Annotated in this window: 14 protein-coding genes; 6 read left to right on the top strand and 8 right to left on the bottom strand. The window is 69.5% G+C overall.

Translation table 11 applies throughout. The features are described 5' to 3' along the window. Positions 1-213: 213 nt before the first annotated feature. Genes DSM112329_RS07540 through DSM112329_RS07530 form a run of 3 tightly spaced genes read right to left on the bottom strand, consistent with a single transcriptional unit; the run spans position 214 to position 3,027 of the window. Entirely contained in the window at positions 214-1,491 is a 1,278-nt protein-coding gene (locus tag DSM112329_RS07540; protein ID WP_354701196.1) for an ATP-binding cassette domain-containing protein, read from the bottom strand. 1 nt (position 1,492) lies between these two features. After that, entirely contained in the window at positions 1,493-2,287 is a 795-nt protein-coding gene (locus DSM112329_RS07535; RefSeq protein WP_354701195.1) for an ABC transporter permease, read from the bottom strand. Then, positions 2,287-3,027, bottom strand: a complete 741-nt coding sequence (locus tag DSM112329_RS07530) for an ABC transporter permease (RefSeq protein WP_354701194.1) — start codon at positions 3,025-3,027, stop codon at positions 2,287-2,289. Before DSM112329_RS07530 ends, DSM112329_RS07535 begins: the two co-directional genes overlap by 1 nt. Before the next feature lie 327 nt (positions 3,028-3,354). Between DSM112329_RS07530 and DSM112329_RS07525 the strand changes: the two genes are divergently transcribed. Continuing rightward, the gene (locus tag DSM112329_RS07525) at positions 3,355-3,918 is read left to right on the top strand and encodes a hypothetical protein (protein ID WP_354701193.1); all 564 of its coding nucleotides are present in this window, start codon (positions 3,355-3,357) and stop codon (positions 3,916-3,918) included. Between the two features lie 9 nt (positions 3,919-3,927). Here DSM112329_RS07525 and DSM112329_RS07520 read toward each other — a convergent pair whose 3' ends face one another. The 4 genes from DSM112329_RS07520 to DSM112329_RS07505 form a co-directional block, all read right to left on the bottom strand. Then, complete coding sequence (locus DSM112329_RS07520; protein WP_354701192.1) at positions 3,928-4,227, bottom strand: hypothetical protein; 300 nt, start codon at positions 4,225-4,227, stop codon at positions 3,928-3,930. Positions 4,228-4,346: 119 nt separating this feature from the next. After that, the gene (locus DSM112329_RS07515) at positions 4,347-5,570 is read right to left on the bottom strand and encodes a helix-turn-helix domain-containing protein (RefSeq protein ID WP_354701191.1); all 1,224 of its coding nucleotides are present in this window, start codon (positions 5,568-5,570) and stop codon (positions 4,347-4,349) included. 131 nt (positions 5,571-5,701) lie between these two features. Beyond that, positions 5,702-6,070, bottom strand: coding sequence for a P-II family nitrogen regulator (locus DSM112329_RS07510; RefSeq protein ID WP_354701190.1), 369 nt, complete (start codon positions 6,068-6,070; stop codon positions 5,702-5,704). After that, positions 6,067-7,530: an ammonium transporter gene (locus tag DSM112329_RS07505; protein ID WP_354701189.1), complete on the bottom strand. Its 1,464-nt coding sequence runs from the start codon at positions 7,528-7,530 to the stop codon at positions 6,067-6,069. The genes DSM112329_RS07510 and DSM112329_RS07505 overlap by 4 nt, the downstream gene beginning before the upstream one ends. A gap of 337 nt (positions 7,531-7,867) precedes the next feature. Between DSM112329_RS07505 and DSM112329_RS07500 the strand changes: the two genes are divergently transcribed. The 5 genes from DSM112329_RS07500 (at position 7,868) to DSM112329_RS07480 (ending at position 13,014) form a co-directional block, all read left to right on the top strand. After that, positions 7,868-10,027: a glutamine synthetase III gene (locus DSM112329_RS07500; RefSeq protein WP_354701188.1), complete on the top strand. Its 2,160-nt coding sequence runs from the start codon at positions 7,868-7,870 to the stop codon at positions 10,025-10,027. Between the two features lie 190 nt (positions 10,028-10,217). After that, the gene (locus DSM112329_RS07495) at positions 10,218-11,384 is read left to right on the top strand and encodes an FTR1 family protein (RefSeq protein WP_354701187.1); all 1,167 of its coding nucleotides are present in this window, start codon (positions 10,218-10,220) and stop codon (positions 11,382-11,384) included. A gap of 60 nt (positions 11,385-11,444) precedes the next feature. After that, positions 11,445-11,765: a hypothetical protein gene (locus DSM112329_RS07490; RefSeq protein WP_354701186.1), complete on the top strand. Its 321-nt coding sequence runs from the start codon at positions 11,445-11,447 to the stop codon at positions 11,763-11,765. A gap of 110 nt (positions 11,766-11,875) precedes the next feature. Then, positions 11,876-12,454: an RNA polymerase sigma factor gene (locus tag DSM112329_RS07485; RefSeq protein ID WP_354701185.1), complete on the top strand. Its 579-nt coding sequence runs from the start codon at positions 11,876-11,878 to the stop codon at positions 12,452-12,454. Continuing rightward, positions 12,451-13,014, top strand: coding sequence for a hypothetical protein (locus DSM112329_RS07480; protein ID WP_354701184.1), 564 nt, complete (start codon positions 12,451-12,453; stop codon positions 13,012-13,014). Before DSM112329_RS07485 ends, DSM112329_RS07480 begins: the two co-directional genes overlap by 4 nt. 54 nt (positions 13,015-13,068) lie before the next feature. On the opposite strand, the gene DSM112329_RS07475 is transcribed toward DSM112329_RS07480, so the two are convergent. Beyond that, positions 13,069-14,490 (bottom strand): FAD-dependent oxidoreductase, encoded by a 1,422-nt coding sequence (locus DSM112329_RS07475; protein WP_354701183.1) that lies wholly within the window; start codon positions 14,488-14,490, stop codon positions 13,069-13,071. Between the last annotated feature and the right edge of the window lie 29 nt (positions 14,491-14,519).

The raw sequence follows: 14,519 nt of genomic DNA, 5'->3' as shown, positions 1-14,519 counted from the left end.
TCGGTCGTGAGCTGTGAAGAGGGTGGGGAAGGTCAAGGTGGGGTCGGCGTGCCGCGACCGTGCGGAGTGTGCCGGATGAACGTTGGCGTGCGGTTAAGCTGAACTTTAGGTCGTCATCCTGACGACCTGCCGCCCGGTGACGCCGGGTGCAGCTGGTCCTGCACCGCGGCGAAGGCCCTGCCCCCCGCCGCGGGTGTGTCGCCGCGAGGGCGGCTACTCCATGCCGAGCGGGCCCTGCGACTCCCCGGAGAGGAACTGCCGAACGAACGCGTTGTCGGAGTTGAACAGCTCCTCCGCCGGGCCGGACTCCACGATGCGGCCCTTCCACAGTACCGAGATGTGCTCGGCCACACGGCGCGCGGTCATGATGTCGTGCGTGATCAGCGTGAACGCCGGCAGCGGGCCGCCGTTGGCCTGACGCTGCTCCATGACCTCCTCGTGGATCTCCTGGATCAGCTCGCCCAGCAGTGCCGTGCGGACCGGGTCAAGACCCGAGTCGGGCTCGTCGAAGAGGACGATGTCCGGATCCAGCACGAGGGCGCGGGCGAACCCCGCGCGCTTGCGCATCCCGCCCGACAGCTCGTTGGGGAACTTGTCCCCCGCGAACCCGAGACCGACCTCGTCAAGCCGCGACGTGACGGTGGCGATGATCTCCTCCTCCGCCTTGTCGGTGTGCTGGCGCAGCGGGAACGCGACGTTGTCGAACACGTTCATCGACCCGAACAGCGCACCGTCCTGGAACAGCACGCCGAACTTCTTGCGCATCTCGAACAGATCGTCGTCGGGCATGTTCGGCACCGACTCACCGTGCACCAACACATCGCCCTGATCGGGATACAGCAGGCCGACCATGTGCTTGATGCAGACCGACTTACCCGTACCCGACGGGCCGAGGATCATCGAGATCTTGCCCTCGGGCAGGCCCATGTTCAGGCCACGCAGGATCTTGTTGCGGCCGAAGGCCTTGTGCACGTCGATGAACTCGACCGCGTCCGGCATGCCGTGCGGGCGCACCAGGCCGGTGTGCCACTCGTACTCGTCCCCGGACGGCGGGGGCTGCTCGTTCACGACGGAGACGCGCGGGCTCTTGGCCTCCTGGTCCTTGTCCTTGCCCTTGCTCATCACCGCGAAGCCGGGGGCGACGATCGGCTCGCGCTTGGACTTCTCCTCGGGCTCGGCCGCAGCGGGCTCCTCCCACGCGGGCTCCTCGTCCCAGGTCGGCGCTGCCGCGGGCTCGGGAGCGGCCGCGACGGGCTCGGGGCGGGGGGTGCTCGGCCCGACCGGGTGCACGATCGTGGGCTCCTCGCTCGCGGGCTCGTCGTTGAAGATCGACGGCGCGGGCCGCGAGGTCGCCTCGTTCGGATCAGGCTGAGCGGGGCTCTCGGACCGCGGCTCGGACCCGGGCGGCGTCGCAGTGGACCACGGCTTGACGGGCTCTGCGGCCTCGTCCTTGTTCTTGTTGCCTCGGCCTACACGCGGAATACGTGGCATTTCATCCTCCGATTGGGGCGCGGGGATTCGCTCCCCAGAAGAGCTGTGTTCCGAGCATCCCTACCAGATGTACGAACACGATGTTCAGGACCATGGACTTCGCGGTTGCGGTGCCCACTCCGACGGGGCCGCCACTGGCGTTGTAGCCGTAGTAGCAGCCGACAAGCACGATCCCGGTGGCCATGACCATGGCCTTGATCACGCTGAACAACAGGTCCGGCGGGTTCTGGAACATCCAGAAGATCAGGAAGAACCCCCCGGAGGAGACCTCGCCGATCTGCTGCACCACCGCCAGGTAGCTGGCGAAGAAGCCGGCGCCGATCGCGGCGATGTACATGAACGGCAGCACCAGCCACGCGGCCAGCAGGCGGGTGGCGCAGAGGAAGACGACGGAGTTGATGCCCATCACTTCCAGGGCGTCGATCTCGTCGCTGATCCGCATCGAGCCGAGCTCGGCGACGATGCCGGTGCCGACCTTCGCGGCCATCATGTACCCGAACGCGTAGGGGACGAGCTCGCGCAGGTCGCACCACGCGGCGAAGACGCCGGCGTAGGCGGGGGCGCCGACGGAGCGGTTGAAGTACGCGCCCTCGATGCCGCACTGCAGGCCGATGATGAAGACCAGCCCCCAGATCACCAGGGTGCTGGAGAGGATCAGGATGCCGCACTGCCGCAGCGCCTCGCCGAAGAACCGGAAGACGCGCAGGCCGTAGACCTGGCCCATGATCTTCCCGCAGAACTTGGCGATCTCCCCGAAGGAGCCGAGCCAGTCCTTGGGTACCGCGAGCCACCCCACTACTTGATCACCGTGATCTCAGGATGGGTTGCGAGCAGCGTCTGCGTGAAGACGTAGTTGAACGCGAAGACGCCGAGGAACGCGATCACGACGGCCTGGTTGACCGCACGGCCCACCCCCGCGGCACCACCGGACGCAGTCATGCCCTTGTAACAACAGACGATCGCGATGATCGCCCCGAACAAGGTGCACTTCACGAGCGAGCCCCAGAGGTCGGTCACCGACGCGTTCGTGAAGAACGTCGCCCAGAACGGGCCGAGCGGGGCACCGTTGACCAGCGTGGCGAGGATCCCGCCGAAGATGCCGAACAGCAGCGCGTAGACGTCGAACAGGCCGGTGACGACCATCAGCGCCAGGAAACGTGGCACGACGAGGTTCTTGACGGGGTCCACGCCGAGGACCTGGAGGGCGTCGAGCTCCTCGCGGATCTTGCGGGCACCGAGGTCCGCGGTGATCGCCGTCCCGGCCACGCCGGCCAGCACGATCGCCACCACGAACGGTGCGAACTCTCGGATCGACGCGAGCACGAAGAACCCGCCCAGCCGGTCGAGCGCACCGAACAGCACGAGGAAGTTCGCCGCCTGCAGCCCGGGCGCGCCGTAGCCGAACGCGACCGTCGACACGAGCAGCGGGAACCAGCAAAGGCGCAGCGCGAACAGGAACTGGGAGACGAACTCACCGCCGTACGGGTACGGCGGACGCAGGGCAGACACGATGGTCTTCCCCGTCAGGATCATCATGTCCCCGACCTCTTCGAGCACGCCCTTCGTAGGCAGAAACGCTCGATCGGCGACGGACTTGACCAACGACACCCCTCCTCAGGGACCCTGCTCTCTCGTGCACCACCCACATCGGTGACTGCTCCTCGGGGCACACCATATGTCACGCGTCAGGTCGCTGCAAAACCTAAGCGGTACATGCGTGCCTCTTAAGGGGGAGACCGGCCGTCCCCGGTGCCGGGCAACACGCCAGGAACAAGTAGATCATTCGTCCAGGGGCGCTCCCCGCGGCCCGACGCGTCACGGGCCGGCGACGCTCCTGGTAGGTTCGCGCCCGGGATGAGAGTCATGAGAGGGACAACCATCGCGTGCCTGCTGCCGCTCGCCGCGTTCGCCGTCGGCTGCGGCGGCGGTGAGCGCCAGGACGCCAACGAGCCGAGCGGCAGCTTCGCGCTCGAGGTGGCGCAGGCGGAGTTCCCGGCCAAGCAGAGCCTGGCCGAGCCCACCGAGCTCCGGATCCAGGTCAAGAACACGGACTCCAAGGCGCTGCCCAACGTGGCTGTCACCGTGAACTCGTTCGCCAAGAAGAGCACCCAGCCCGGCCTCGCGGATCCCTCACGTCCGGTGTGGATCGTCGACGCAGGCCCGGAGGGCGGCGAGACGGCGTTCGTCAACACCTGGGCGCTCGGCAAGGTCGAGCCCGGCCAGTCGAAGACGTTCACCTGGAAGGTCACGGCGATCCAGGCCGGGATGCAGAAGCTCAGCTACAAGGTCTCCCCCGGGCTCGACGGCAAGGCGACGCCGGCCGACGGCAGCAAGGCCGGCGGCAGCTTCACCGTGAACATCAGCCGGGAGCCGGCCCAGGCCAGCGTCGATCCCGAGACCGGCGAGGTCATCCGCGGCGACAGCTGACCGCCGCGCCTAACGGCGTGGCGGCGGGCCCGGCTCGTCGCCCGCGACGGCGATGATCGAGCAGCGGCAGCCCTCGGCACTGGTGCAGTCGGGGTGGCCACGCAGCAGGATCATCAGCCGCGGGTCACGGAGCGGGACGTGGCTCAGCTCCTTGGCCGCGCCCCGGCAGACGTCGCAGCTCTCCTCGTCGTCCTCGCACGCGAGGTAGGCCCACGCCCGCGGGTCGCGCTGGCCCAGCTCCGTGATCCGGGTCCGTGCCGACCGCTCGGCCTTCAGTCCGCCCCGAAAGGCCTGGTTCCATCGCGCCATCGTCCGCTCCTGCAGTGGTGGGCTAGCCGGCCGATCGTCGCACAGCCCGCCCGCCGCGGTGCACGTCCACGCGCCGAGAGCACGCCGAACCCGAGCGCGCAGCGCGAGCGGCTGCGCAGCTACTTCGGCAGCCGCGGGGCGATGATGCGGTAGGCCTTCAGCCCGAGGCCGAGGCGCTCGCGGTCCTCGCTGAGCATCGGGTCCAGCTGCGTGAGCTCCTTCACGCGCTCGAGCCGGTAGGCGACCGTGTGGCGGTGCGCGTAGATCGCCGCCGCGGTGGCGTTCATGTTGCAGTTCTGCTCCAGGTAGGACTCGAGCGTGCCCACGAGGTCGGTCCGGTACTGGTCGTCGTAGCGGACGATCGGGGCCACGGTGTCCTCGTAGAACGACCGCACCTCCTCCGGGTGGGAGGCCAGCACGCGGAACAGGAGCCGGTAGGTCCCGGTCCCGATGTCCTGCGCGATCGGGGCGTCGCTCTGGCGCAGGACGTCGAGGACGAGCTCGGCCTCCTGGACCGCGCGCGAGAACTCGGCGGGGTCGGCGTAGAAGCTCGAGAGGCCGACGGTGCCGTGCTGGCGCAGGCGCTCGGCCAGGCGGCGGCCGCGCTCGAGCGTCGCCTCGGGCGCGTCGTCCCCGCCGGTCGCCGGCAGGATCGCGTAGACGCGGTCGTCCATGTGCTGCGCGAGCGCGCCGGGGTACTCGCCGCCGATCAGCGCGACGACGTGCCGCGGGCGGTCGGTGGTGAGCTCGGCGCAGAGCACGACCGCGCCGCGCGACAGGTCGCAGCCGAGGCGGCCGGCGCGGCGGACGATCTCCCGCGGCTCGAGGTCCGGCCGCGAGCGCAGGTCCTCGAGGAACGAGCCGCGCAGGTTCTGCTCGACCTCCTCCTTGGCCTCCTCGATCGCGACCTCGGTCAGCGAGGCGACGGCGGCCAGGTGCAGGTACTCGCCGGCCTCGGGACCGGGGGTCCCTCCGGTCAGCAGGATCACGGCGCCGACGACCTCGTCGCCGGACGCGATCGGGACCTCGCTGACGAGGCCGGGCGGGACGGGGCTGGGCCGGTCCTTCACGCGATCGGCGACGTAGCGGCGCAGCGCGCCCTGCTCGTCCTCGGTCGGGACCGGGTGGGCGGCGTTGGCGTGCCCGACGGCCACGGCGCCGAGGCGCGGGATGACGATCGCGACGGGGGCGCCGGCGGCGTCGGCGGCCAGGCGGGCGACGCGGTCCAGCCCGTCACCGCCGAGGACGGCCTCGACCATCTGGAGGTGGATGCCGCGCAGGCGCTGGACGAAGCCGTCGGGGAGCGCGCTGCTCGCGGTGTCGTGAAGGGGGGCGGCTGACAAGAGAGAGATGAGGGTGAGGGGGTCCGGCGTGGGTGCTTCTTCGGTGCTGCGTGCGGGGTGCTGGCGGCACGACGAGGACGTGGTGTCCTCGTCGTGCGCAAGCAGGGGTGCTGCGGGTGATGCGGGTGCTGCTAGGCGGTCGCGGCTGCGTCCGGGTGGGCCTGGAGGATCTCCTCGCCCGACTCCCCGGTGCGGACGCGGTACGCCTCGTCGACCGGGGCGACGAAGACCTTCCCGTCACCCACGGCGCCCGTGCGACCGTGCTTGAGGATCGTGTCCACGATCGTCTGCACGTCGCTGTCGGCCACGACGCACTCCAGCTTCACCTTCGGCCGGAGGTAGTTGGTCAGCTCCGCACCGCGGTAACGCTCCGTGATGCCCTTCTGCCGGCCGGAGCCCTTGACCTCGCTGATGGTCAGCGAGGGGAACCCCAGCCCGAGGAGCTCGAGCCGGATCGGCTCGAACGCCTCGTGGCGGATGTATGCCTCGATCTTCTTCATGCGGGCACCTCCTTCGTGGTCGCGATTGGGGCTGCCACCGTGGCAGCCGAGGGAACCGCACCGTAACCCACGAGCTCGGGCGCCGGAATGAACTGCTCGGGGTACCCGTACATGCCGTGCTCGGAGATGTCGAGGCCTGCGTCCTCCTCTTCCTCCGAGACGCGGAGCCCGTAGGTCTTCTTGATGATCCAGAAGGTCCCGAAGCTCATCGCGAACACGAACGCGAAGGCGATGACCACGGCCACCACCTGGCCGGCCAGCTGCACGAACGAGCCCGAGTAGATGAGCCCGCCCGCAGGATCGCCGAACTCGGCGTACTGGGCCAGACGCGGTGCGGTGAAGATGCCGCACGAGATCGTGCCCCAGATGCCGCAGAGACCGTGGGCGGTGAGGGCACCGACCGGGTCGTCCAGCTTCTTGTCGATGGCGTACACGCCGTAGACCACGATCACGCCGGCGATGCCGCCGATGATCGGGGCGGTCCAGGCCTCGACGTACCCGGACGGAGCGGTGATGGCGACCAGGCCGCCGATCGCGCCGTTGCCGGCCATGCCGATGTCCAGCGTCTTGGTCTTCAGGTACGAGACGAGGGCCGCGCCGAGGACGCCGGAGGCGGCCGCGAGGTTCGTCACCAGCATGACCTCCGGGAAGCGCCCGTCGAGCGCGCTCAGCGTGGTGCCGCCGTTGAAGCCGAACCAGCCGAACCACAGGATCAGGACCGACAGGCCGAAGAGCGGCATGTTGTGGCCCGGGATCGCCCGCGGCTTGCCGTCGGGGCCGTACTTGCCCTTACGCGGCCCGAGGAGCAGCAGCGCCGCGAGTGCACCCGTGGCGCCGATCAGGTGGACGGCCGTCGAGCCGGCGAAGTCCTGCACGCCGAACTTCGCGTAGTCGTCCGTGAAGATCTTGAACAGGTACCCCGTCTGCAGGAACCCGCCGCCGAACACCCAGTGGGCGCCGAGCGGGTAGATCAGCCCGGCGAAGATGATGCCGTAGATGATGTAGACGCCGAACTTGATGCGCTCGAGCGTCGTGCCCCAGACGATCGCCAGCGAGACGGCGCAGAAGACGAACTGGAAGAAGAACTTCGCCTCCACCGTCACGTCGCCGACCGCGAGGACCGGGAACGCCACGCTCGGGTCCCCGAAGTCGCGCAGCAGGAAGCCCGTGGTGCCGAAGAGGCCACCGAAGCCGTCGGTCTCGGCGCCGAACGCGATCGCGTAGCCGACGAGCCAGAACATGATCCCGGCGATCGAGAAGTTCACAAGGATCTTGGCGACCACCGTGCCGGCGTTCTTGCCTCGCGAGAAGCCGATCTCGAGGAACATGAAGCCGACCTGCATGAGCATGACGACCATCGCGGCCACCATCACCCAGATGGTGTTGATGCCGGTGCTGTCGGCGAACTTCCCTGCACCAGCTGCTTCCAGCGTGTCCGCTGAGGCGACTGCTGGAACCAACAGAGCGGCCAATAGGCCTAGGGCGAGCCCGCGGGCCACCGTTGTACGTCGCATACATCCTCCTGGGTCGAGTAGCGACCGAGATACTCGGGGACCCCGCCCGAACCATCTTTAGCCGGGTGTCGAAAGATCGACGAGGGGCTTTCGCCAGGTGGTCGATGGGGTCCCTCCGGCCTGTCCTACCGCGTGTCGAACGCCACCGGCGACCTTTTAGCCAGCGGGATAAGGTGCCTGTCGAGGACCCGATCTACTGTGCTGTCCTCGTGACGCGCGCGGCCCGGAAACCGTTGGCCCCGTGTTGCCCTGGCCCCATCTCCCGGAGGAACTGAACCCCCCTATGAGCAAGACCCGTCAGCACAACGTCTACGCCGCGCAGTGGAGCGCCGACGGCGGCGCCATGGGGTCGGTCGACCTCACCGCCCCCGGCGGCATCGAGTTCGGCGAGAACGTCTTCTCGCTCGCCGTGCAGCGTGCCCGTCTGCCCAAGCACACGTTCAAGGCGCTGCAGGCGTCGCTGGCCGCGGGCAGCGCCCTCGAGGCGACCCTCGCCGACACCGTCGCGCAGGCCATGCGCGAGTGGGCGATGGAGAAGGGTGCAACGCACTACACGCACTGGTTTCAGCCGCTGACGAACCTCACCGCCGAGAAGCACGACGGCTTCTTCGAGCCCGTCGGCGACGGCACGGCGCTCGCCGACTTCTCCGGCAAGGAGCTCATCCAGGGCGAGCCGGACGCGTCGTCCTTCCCGAGCGGCGGCCTGCGCGCGACCTTCGAGGCCCGCGGCTACACCGCCTGGGACCCGACGTCCCCCGCGTTCATCATCGAGAACCCGAACGGCGCGCTGCTGTGCATCCCGACGGCGTTCGTGTCCTGGACGGGCGAGGCGCTCGACCACAAGATCCCGCTGTTGCGCTCGATGGACGCGCTCAGCAACGCCGCCGTGAAGGCCCTGAACCTGCTGGGCGACCACAGCGCCGCGCGCGTGTTCACCACGATCGGGCCGGAGCAGGAGTACTTCCTGATCGACGAGCAGTACTACTTCGAGCGCCCGGACCTCTACACGACGGGCCGCACGCTGTTCGGGGCGAACCCACCCAAGGGCCAGGAGCTCGACGAGCACTACTTCGGCTCGATCCCGGAGCGCGTCCTCGCCTACATGATGGAGGTCGAGGCGGAGCTGACGAAGCTCGGCATCCCGATCAAGACCCGCCACAACGAGGTCGCGCCGGCGCAGTACGAGCTGGCGCCGATGTTCGAGAGCTCGAACATCTCCTCCGACCACCAGCAGCTGACCATGCAGGTGCTGCAGAGCACGGCCCGGAACTACGGCCTCGTCTGCCTCCTGCACGAGAAGCCCTTCGCCGGCCTGAACGGCTCGGGCAAGCACAACAACTGGTCGATGGGCACCGACACCGGGGTCAACCTGCTCAAGCCCGGCGAGACTCCTGAGACGAACGCCCAGTTCCTGTTCTTCTGCGCCGCGGTCATCAAGGCGGTCAACAAGCACCAGGCCCTGCTGCGCGCGTCGGTCGCCAACGCCGGCCAGGACCACCGCCTCGGCGCGAACGAGGCGCCCCCGGCGATCATCTCGATCTTCCTCGGCAAGGAGCTCGAGAACGCCTTCGAGATGGTCGCCACCGGGAAGGGCACCGCGCTGAAGAAGGGCCTCCTGAGCCTCGGCACCGAGGTCCTCCCCGTCCTCCCCAAGGACGGCGGCGACCGCAACCGGACTTCGCCGTTCGCCTTCACGGGCAACCGGTTCGAGTTCCGTGCCGTCGGTTCGAGCATGTCGCTCGGCTTCGTCAACACGGTCCTCAACACGATCGCCGCCGAGGCCCTCGACGAACTCAGCACGCAGCTCGCGAAGGAGCTCAAGACGGCCAAGGGCGACGTCTTCAAGGCCGTCTCCGCGATCGTCAAGTCCGTGTGGGAGGACGACAACGCGATCATCTTCGACGGTGACGGCTACTCGGACGCCTGGCACAAGGAGGCCGAGAAGCGCGGGCTCCTGAACCTGCCGACCACCCCCGACGCGCTGCCGGCGATCATCAGCAAGTCGACCATCGATGCCTTCAAGAAGTACAAGGTCCTCTCGAAGCGCGAGCTCGAGTCGCGCTACGAGGTCTTCGTCGAGCAGTACTCGTCGAAGCTCAACATCGAGGCCGAGACGACGTACACGATGGCCCGCACGTTGATCCTGCCCGCGGCCCTGCAGCACGTGGCGCTGCTCAACGACGCCGGCGAGGGCGCCGGGATCACCCGCCTCAAGACCGAGCTCGCCGCCATCGTCGACACCCTAGTCGAGGACATCTTCGCCCTCGAGAAGGCGAACGACCACAACGGCCCGCACGGCGGCGTGAAGCACGCGAGCTACATGCGCGACGTCGTCATCCCGGCGATGAACTCCGTCCGCGCATCGGCGGACAAGCTCGAGCGGATCGTGGCCGACGACTTCTGGCCGATCCCGAAGTACTCGGAGATGCTGTTCATCAAGTAGCGTCTCGCCGACATCCCGGTGGCACCAAAACCCCTGCTCAGGCGGGGGTTTTGTTGTTTTCAGACCGTGTCAGACCCGGTTCCTGGCAGCCTCTTGGCAGCGCCACTCGACATGACGCACCGCCGGCAGATGAGAGTTCTGTCACGACTTTGGTAGCCCTAACCGTTTGGAGCGTAGGGTTCCCTAACTCATGGCTGTCCACGTCCCGTCCCGTCCGTCCGCAACGTCTCCCGCAGCCGGCGGGTCTCGCCGCACCCCGTGGTGGCTGCTGGCTCTGGGCCTGATCGCCGGCGCCGTCTACCTCATGGCCACGGCGAGCACCGGACCCGTGGACCCGACGGAGGTCGCCGCACCGCAGAGCCACGCGACCGTCGTCTTCAACAGCGCGATCATCGTCTTCCGCGAGGGCCTGGAGGCCGTCCTGATCTTCGCCGCGATCACCGCGAGCTTCGTCGGCGCCAACCGCTCGCGGCGCCGGCCCGTCGTCCTCGGTGCCGCCTGCGCCTTCGGCTTCGCGGTGGTGACGTGGTTCCTGGTGCAGGCGCTCCTCGACGCCGCCTCCTCGCTCGGCCCCAAGCTTGAGGCGATCACCGGGTTCGTCGCCGTCGTCGTCCTGCTCATCATCCTCAACTGGTTCGTCCACAAGGTCTACTGGACCTCGTGGATCAGCCGCCACCACAAGCAGCGCCGCAAGCTGCTCGCGACCAGCGGCCTCGGGGCGACCGTCGGCCTCGTCGCCCTCGGATTCACCAGCGTCTACCGCGAGGGCTTCGAGGTCGTCCTCTTCCTCCAGAACCTCAAGCTCAAGGAGGGCACGTCGCCCGTCCTAGAGGGTCTGGCCCTCGGCCTGGCGGCCACCGCGATCGTCGGCGTGATCACGTTCAAGCTCCACCACAAGCTGCCATATAAACGCATGCTGATCGTGACCGGCGGCCTCGTCGGCGTCGTCCTCGTCGTGATGATCGGCGGGACCGCCCTCAGCTTCCAGGAGCTCGGCTGGCTCCCTCGACATGACCTGCCGTTCACGGTCCCGGGCTGGATGGGCGCGTGGTTCGAGGTGTACGGGACCTACGAGACCGTCGGCATCCAGATCCTGGCCGCCGTCTTCGTCATCGGGAGCTATCACCTGGCCGAGTACCTCAAGGTGACGCGCCCCACCGCTCGCGGGGAGCAACCGACCGCCGTTCGCGCCAGTGCGGCGCCCGTCGACGTCGGCGGACATGCCGTCGCTCATCATCCGGACCGGACGCCGACCGCCTCGTGGCCGGAGCTCGGCGTCGAGCAGCCGCGCCGCGACGGTCCCTCCGCGGTCCCGACGGCAGCACCCGACGAGTTGCACCCACGCGGATCGTGGTAGGCGTTCGTCGTCGACGGGCATGCACGAAGACAGAAGCCCCGACGCAGGAAAGGCCCAGCCATGTCCGAGAAGGATCAGCACGCTGAAGAACAGGCCGACGATCGCGAGGAGATGCGGCGATTCGAGGAGCAGGACGAACTGCCGTCAGACCTGTCGAAGTGGCCCGACGGCAAGGCGAAGAACCGCACGTTCGCCACGTCAGAGGACAAGCCCTACGGCGAGGGCCTGACGGCCAAGCTCGGGCCGGAGCTCACACGCCATGAGGACGGCTCGGTGAGTATCGACGGCGAGAAGGTCGACAACCCCGAGGACTACAAGGCAGAGCCCATCCAGTCGCCGATCGAGAAGATTTCGGCCGAGCGCCTGCAGGCCGACGGGTAGCCCCGGCCGGGCTGTTCCGGCCGACGGGACGCGCCGGACGGCGGCATCGACGTAACGTCCGGGAGCGTCCGCGCCATGTCATCCCCGATGCCCAACCCACACCTCAGCCCATGATCAGCGATGCCGCCCTTGTCGCCGCGGCTCGCGAGGACCCCGAGGCCTTCCGCGCGATCTACGACCGCTATGCCCACCGGGTCCACGCCTACTTCGCGCGGCGGACCCGGGACGCGGACGCCGCCCACGACCTGACCGCCGAGACGTTCGCCCAGGCGTGGCTCGTGCGGGCACGCTTCCGCGACGAGGCCGGTGGGAGCGCCGGCCCGTGGCTGTTCGGGATCGCCCGGAACGTCCTGTTGATGTCGGTTCGGCGCGGTCGGCTGGAGCAACGGGCGTGCGAGCGGCTCGGCCTTCACGAGCGCCTCGACCAGCGCCCTGCGGACGCCGTGCCGGAGCTGAGCTGGGCGGACGACGCCGACACGGCAGACGAGCTCCTGGCGAGCCTGCCGCCGGCGCAGCGCGAGGCGGTCCGCCTGCGCGTGGTCGAGGACCTCGGCTACACGGAGGTCGCCGCAGCGCTCGGCACCTCCGCCCCCGCGGCTCGCGTTCGCGTCCACCGCGGCCTGGCCGCGTTGCGAGCGCGGGCGACCCCGTCCCCCACCGTCACCTCGTCCCCGGAGCGTTCCCGATGAACCCCACCGATCACGATCCGATCAACGCCGATGCCCGCCTGGTGCGCCTCGGCGATGCGCTGACCGCCGCGGCCGTCGCCGACCTCGAACGCGCGACGTCCGCCCCGGGCGACCGAGTCCGCGGCCTCGCGTCCCCCGCCCGTCGTACCCGCCGCCGGCCCGGGCGCCGCGGGCTCGCCGCACTGGCCCTCGCGCTCGTCGCCGTCCCCGGCGCGGCCGTCGCCGCCAGCGGGCTGCTGTCGCCCGACGAGGTCGCGCGGAGCCTTCCGAACGGGACGCTCGCGCTGCTCGGCACCGACCCCACCTGCACCACCATCCGGGCGGATGTCGAGTACGACTGCACGCTCCGCGTCGCCCCCACCGGCGACATCGGCGCCGGCCGCTGGAAGGGGACGGTCGAGCCGTCCGTCGACGATACGCAGCACATCAACGGCGGCTGCCGCTCGCTGAACGCCGCCGGGACGCACTGGCGCTGCTACACGGGCGAGGAGGCGGTGCGCCGGCAGATCATCGGGCCGGCACTGCTCGGCCAGCGCTCGTCAGGCCCGGGCGTCGGCTGAGCACTCGGCCTCGGCGTTGATGGAAGGCACCCAAGGACGGCCAGGGCTTGGCCCTCAGTCGGCGCCGGTGCGCCGCGGAGGGGCGGCGACCGGGACGGCCTCTGCGGTCGAGCCGCGGGCGAAGACGCCCTCCTGCGCCGGTGCCGCAGCCAGCGCCGCGGTCGCCGGCAGCGCGGCCCCCTGCGTGAGGCGGTCCACGGCCTGCTCGCCCGACAGGATGGCGGCCTCCACTCCGGCGTGCGCGAAGTAGTCCCCGGCCAGCGCGATGCCGTGCGGCATCTCGGCGTGCACCGAGTTGAGGGTGGCGTAGTGCCCCGGACCCGCGATCGACAGTCCGCGCTCGTAGTGGAAGAGCTCGACGAAGTCCGGCTCGGGTGACGGGCCGTAGGCCTGCCGGGCGGCGTCGATCGCCGCCTGCCTGATCTCGTCGTCGTTCATCCGCGCGAGCGGCGGGGTGTAGAAGTAGACGCCCACCGCCTCCCCGCCCGCCGGGACGGTCCCGGGGTGCCGGTGGCTCTGCAGCACGGCGGCGCCCCAGACCGCGTCGGGCTGGTTGGCGGGCAGCGCGACGCTGATGCGCTCGCCGGGATACGGGTTCGTCTTCCAGCAGACCTGCGCGTGCGCGTACTCCGAGTACCGGCAGCCGCGCAGCTTGACGATCGCCTCCGCGGGCACGAGCCCCTCGAGGAGGTCGGCGCTGACGCCGGGTTCGGACGCCACGACCACGCGGTCGACGTGGTGGACCTCGCCGGCGGCGGTCACCGCGAAGCCGTTCGCCGTGCGGGCGATGGTGTCGGCCGGGGCGGAGGTGCGCACGTCGACCCGGGGGCTGCCGGCGAGCAGCCACTCGGAGATCTGCCCGATCCCGCCGGGCGGGACGGCGAGCTTGAGCTTGTAGAACTGCTGCAGGATCGCCTGGAACAGCGAGGTGGACAGCCACGTCATCGGGACCGCGTAGAGGAACCCCATGTACGGGACCGTGATGTAGTCGTGGCCCTTGTCGCCCAGCACGCGGCGCGACCACGTCTCGAGCGTCTCGCCGCGGTCGTACCGCGCGAGGTCCGCCCCGTCGAAGCAGCTCTTCGGCCCGCGGCGCACGAGCTGGGACGCGACGCCTGCGGCGATGCGGAGCTTCTCCTTCGTCGAGAAGACCGGGAGCTTGAGGAACGAGATCACCTGGTCGAAACCGACCTCGTACTTGGCGCCGTCGGCGTCGACGACGTGCGTGCGCGCGTCCCACGGCACCAGCTCGTCGTAGCGGCCGAGCTCCTTGAGCAGCGCGTTGGTCCGCGGGTAGATGCCGCCCATGAGGAACAGCGCGCCCGAGCCGAGGTTGAAGCCCTCGCGCATCACCTGCTGCGTGCGCCCGCCCACCTGCTCCTGCGCCTCCAGCAGCACCACGTCGTGCCCCTGCTTGCCCAGCGTGTAGGCCGCTGCGCACCCCGCAGGCCCGCCGCCGATCACCGCGGTCCTCATGGCCCGACCCCTGCGTCGTCGATCCCGCA

The organism is Paraconexibacter sp. AEG42_29 (assembly GCF_040581415.1).
Taxonomy (GTDB): domain Bacteria; phylum Actinomycetota; class Thermoleophilia; order Solirubrobacterales; family Solirubrobacteraceae; genus Paraconexibacter.
Note: the sequence above shows the minus strand (reverse complement) of the source record. Positions and strands in the feature narration are given on the sequence as shown.

Coding starts and splice junctions, on each gene's coding strand:
- DSM112329_RS07540 (WP_354701196.1), bottom strand. CDS start 1,491: ATGCCACGTATTCCGCGTGTAGGCCGAGGCAACAAGAACAAGGACGAG.
- DSM112329_RS07530 (WP_354701194.1), bottom strand. CDS start 3,027: ATGATGATCCTGACGGGGAAGACCATCGTGTCTGCCCTGCGTCCGCCG.
- DSM112329_RS07525 (WP_354701193.1), top strand. CDS start 3,355: ATGAGAGGGACAACCATCGCGTGCCTGCTGCCGCTCGCCGCGTTCGCC.
- DSM112329_RS07520 (WP_354701192.1), bottom strand. CDS start 4,227: ATGGCGCGATGGAACCAGGCCTTTCGGGGCGGACTGAAGGCCGAGCGG.
- DSM112329_RS07510 (WP_354701190.1), bottom strand. CDS start 6,070: ATGAAGAAGATCGAGGCATACATCCGCCACGAGGCGTTCGAGCCGATC.
- DSM112329_RS07500 (WP_354701188.1), top strand. CDS start 7,868: ATGAGCAAGACCCGTCAGCACAACGTCTACGCCGCGCAGTGGAGCGCC.
- DSM112329_RS07495 (WP_354701187.1), top strand. CDS start 10,218: ATGGCTGTCCACGTCCCGTCCCGTCCGTCCGCAACGTCTCCCGCAGCC.
- DSM112329_RS07490 (WP_354701186.1), top strand. CDS start 11,445: ATGTCCGAGAAGGATCAGCACGCTGAAGAACAGGCCGACGATCGCGAG.
- DSM112329_RS07485 (WP_354701185.1), top strand. CDS start 11,876: ATGATCAGCGATGCCGCCCTTGTCGCCGCGGCTCGCGAGGACCCCGAG.
- DSM112329_RS07480 (WP_354701184.1), top strand. CDS start 12,451: ATGAACCCCACCGATCACGATCCGATCAACGCCGATGCCCGCCTGGTG.
- DSM112329_RS07475 (WP_354701183.1), bottom strand. CDS start 14,490: ATGAGGACCGCGGTGATCGGCGGCGGGCCTGCGGGGTGCGCAGCGGCC.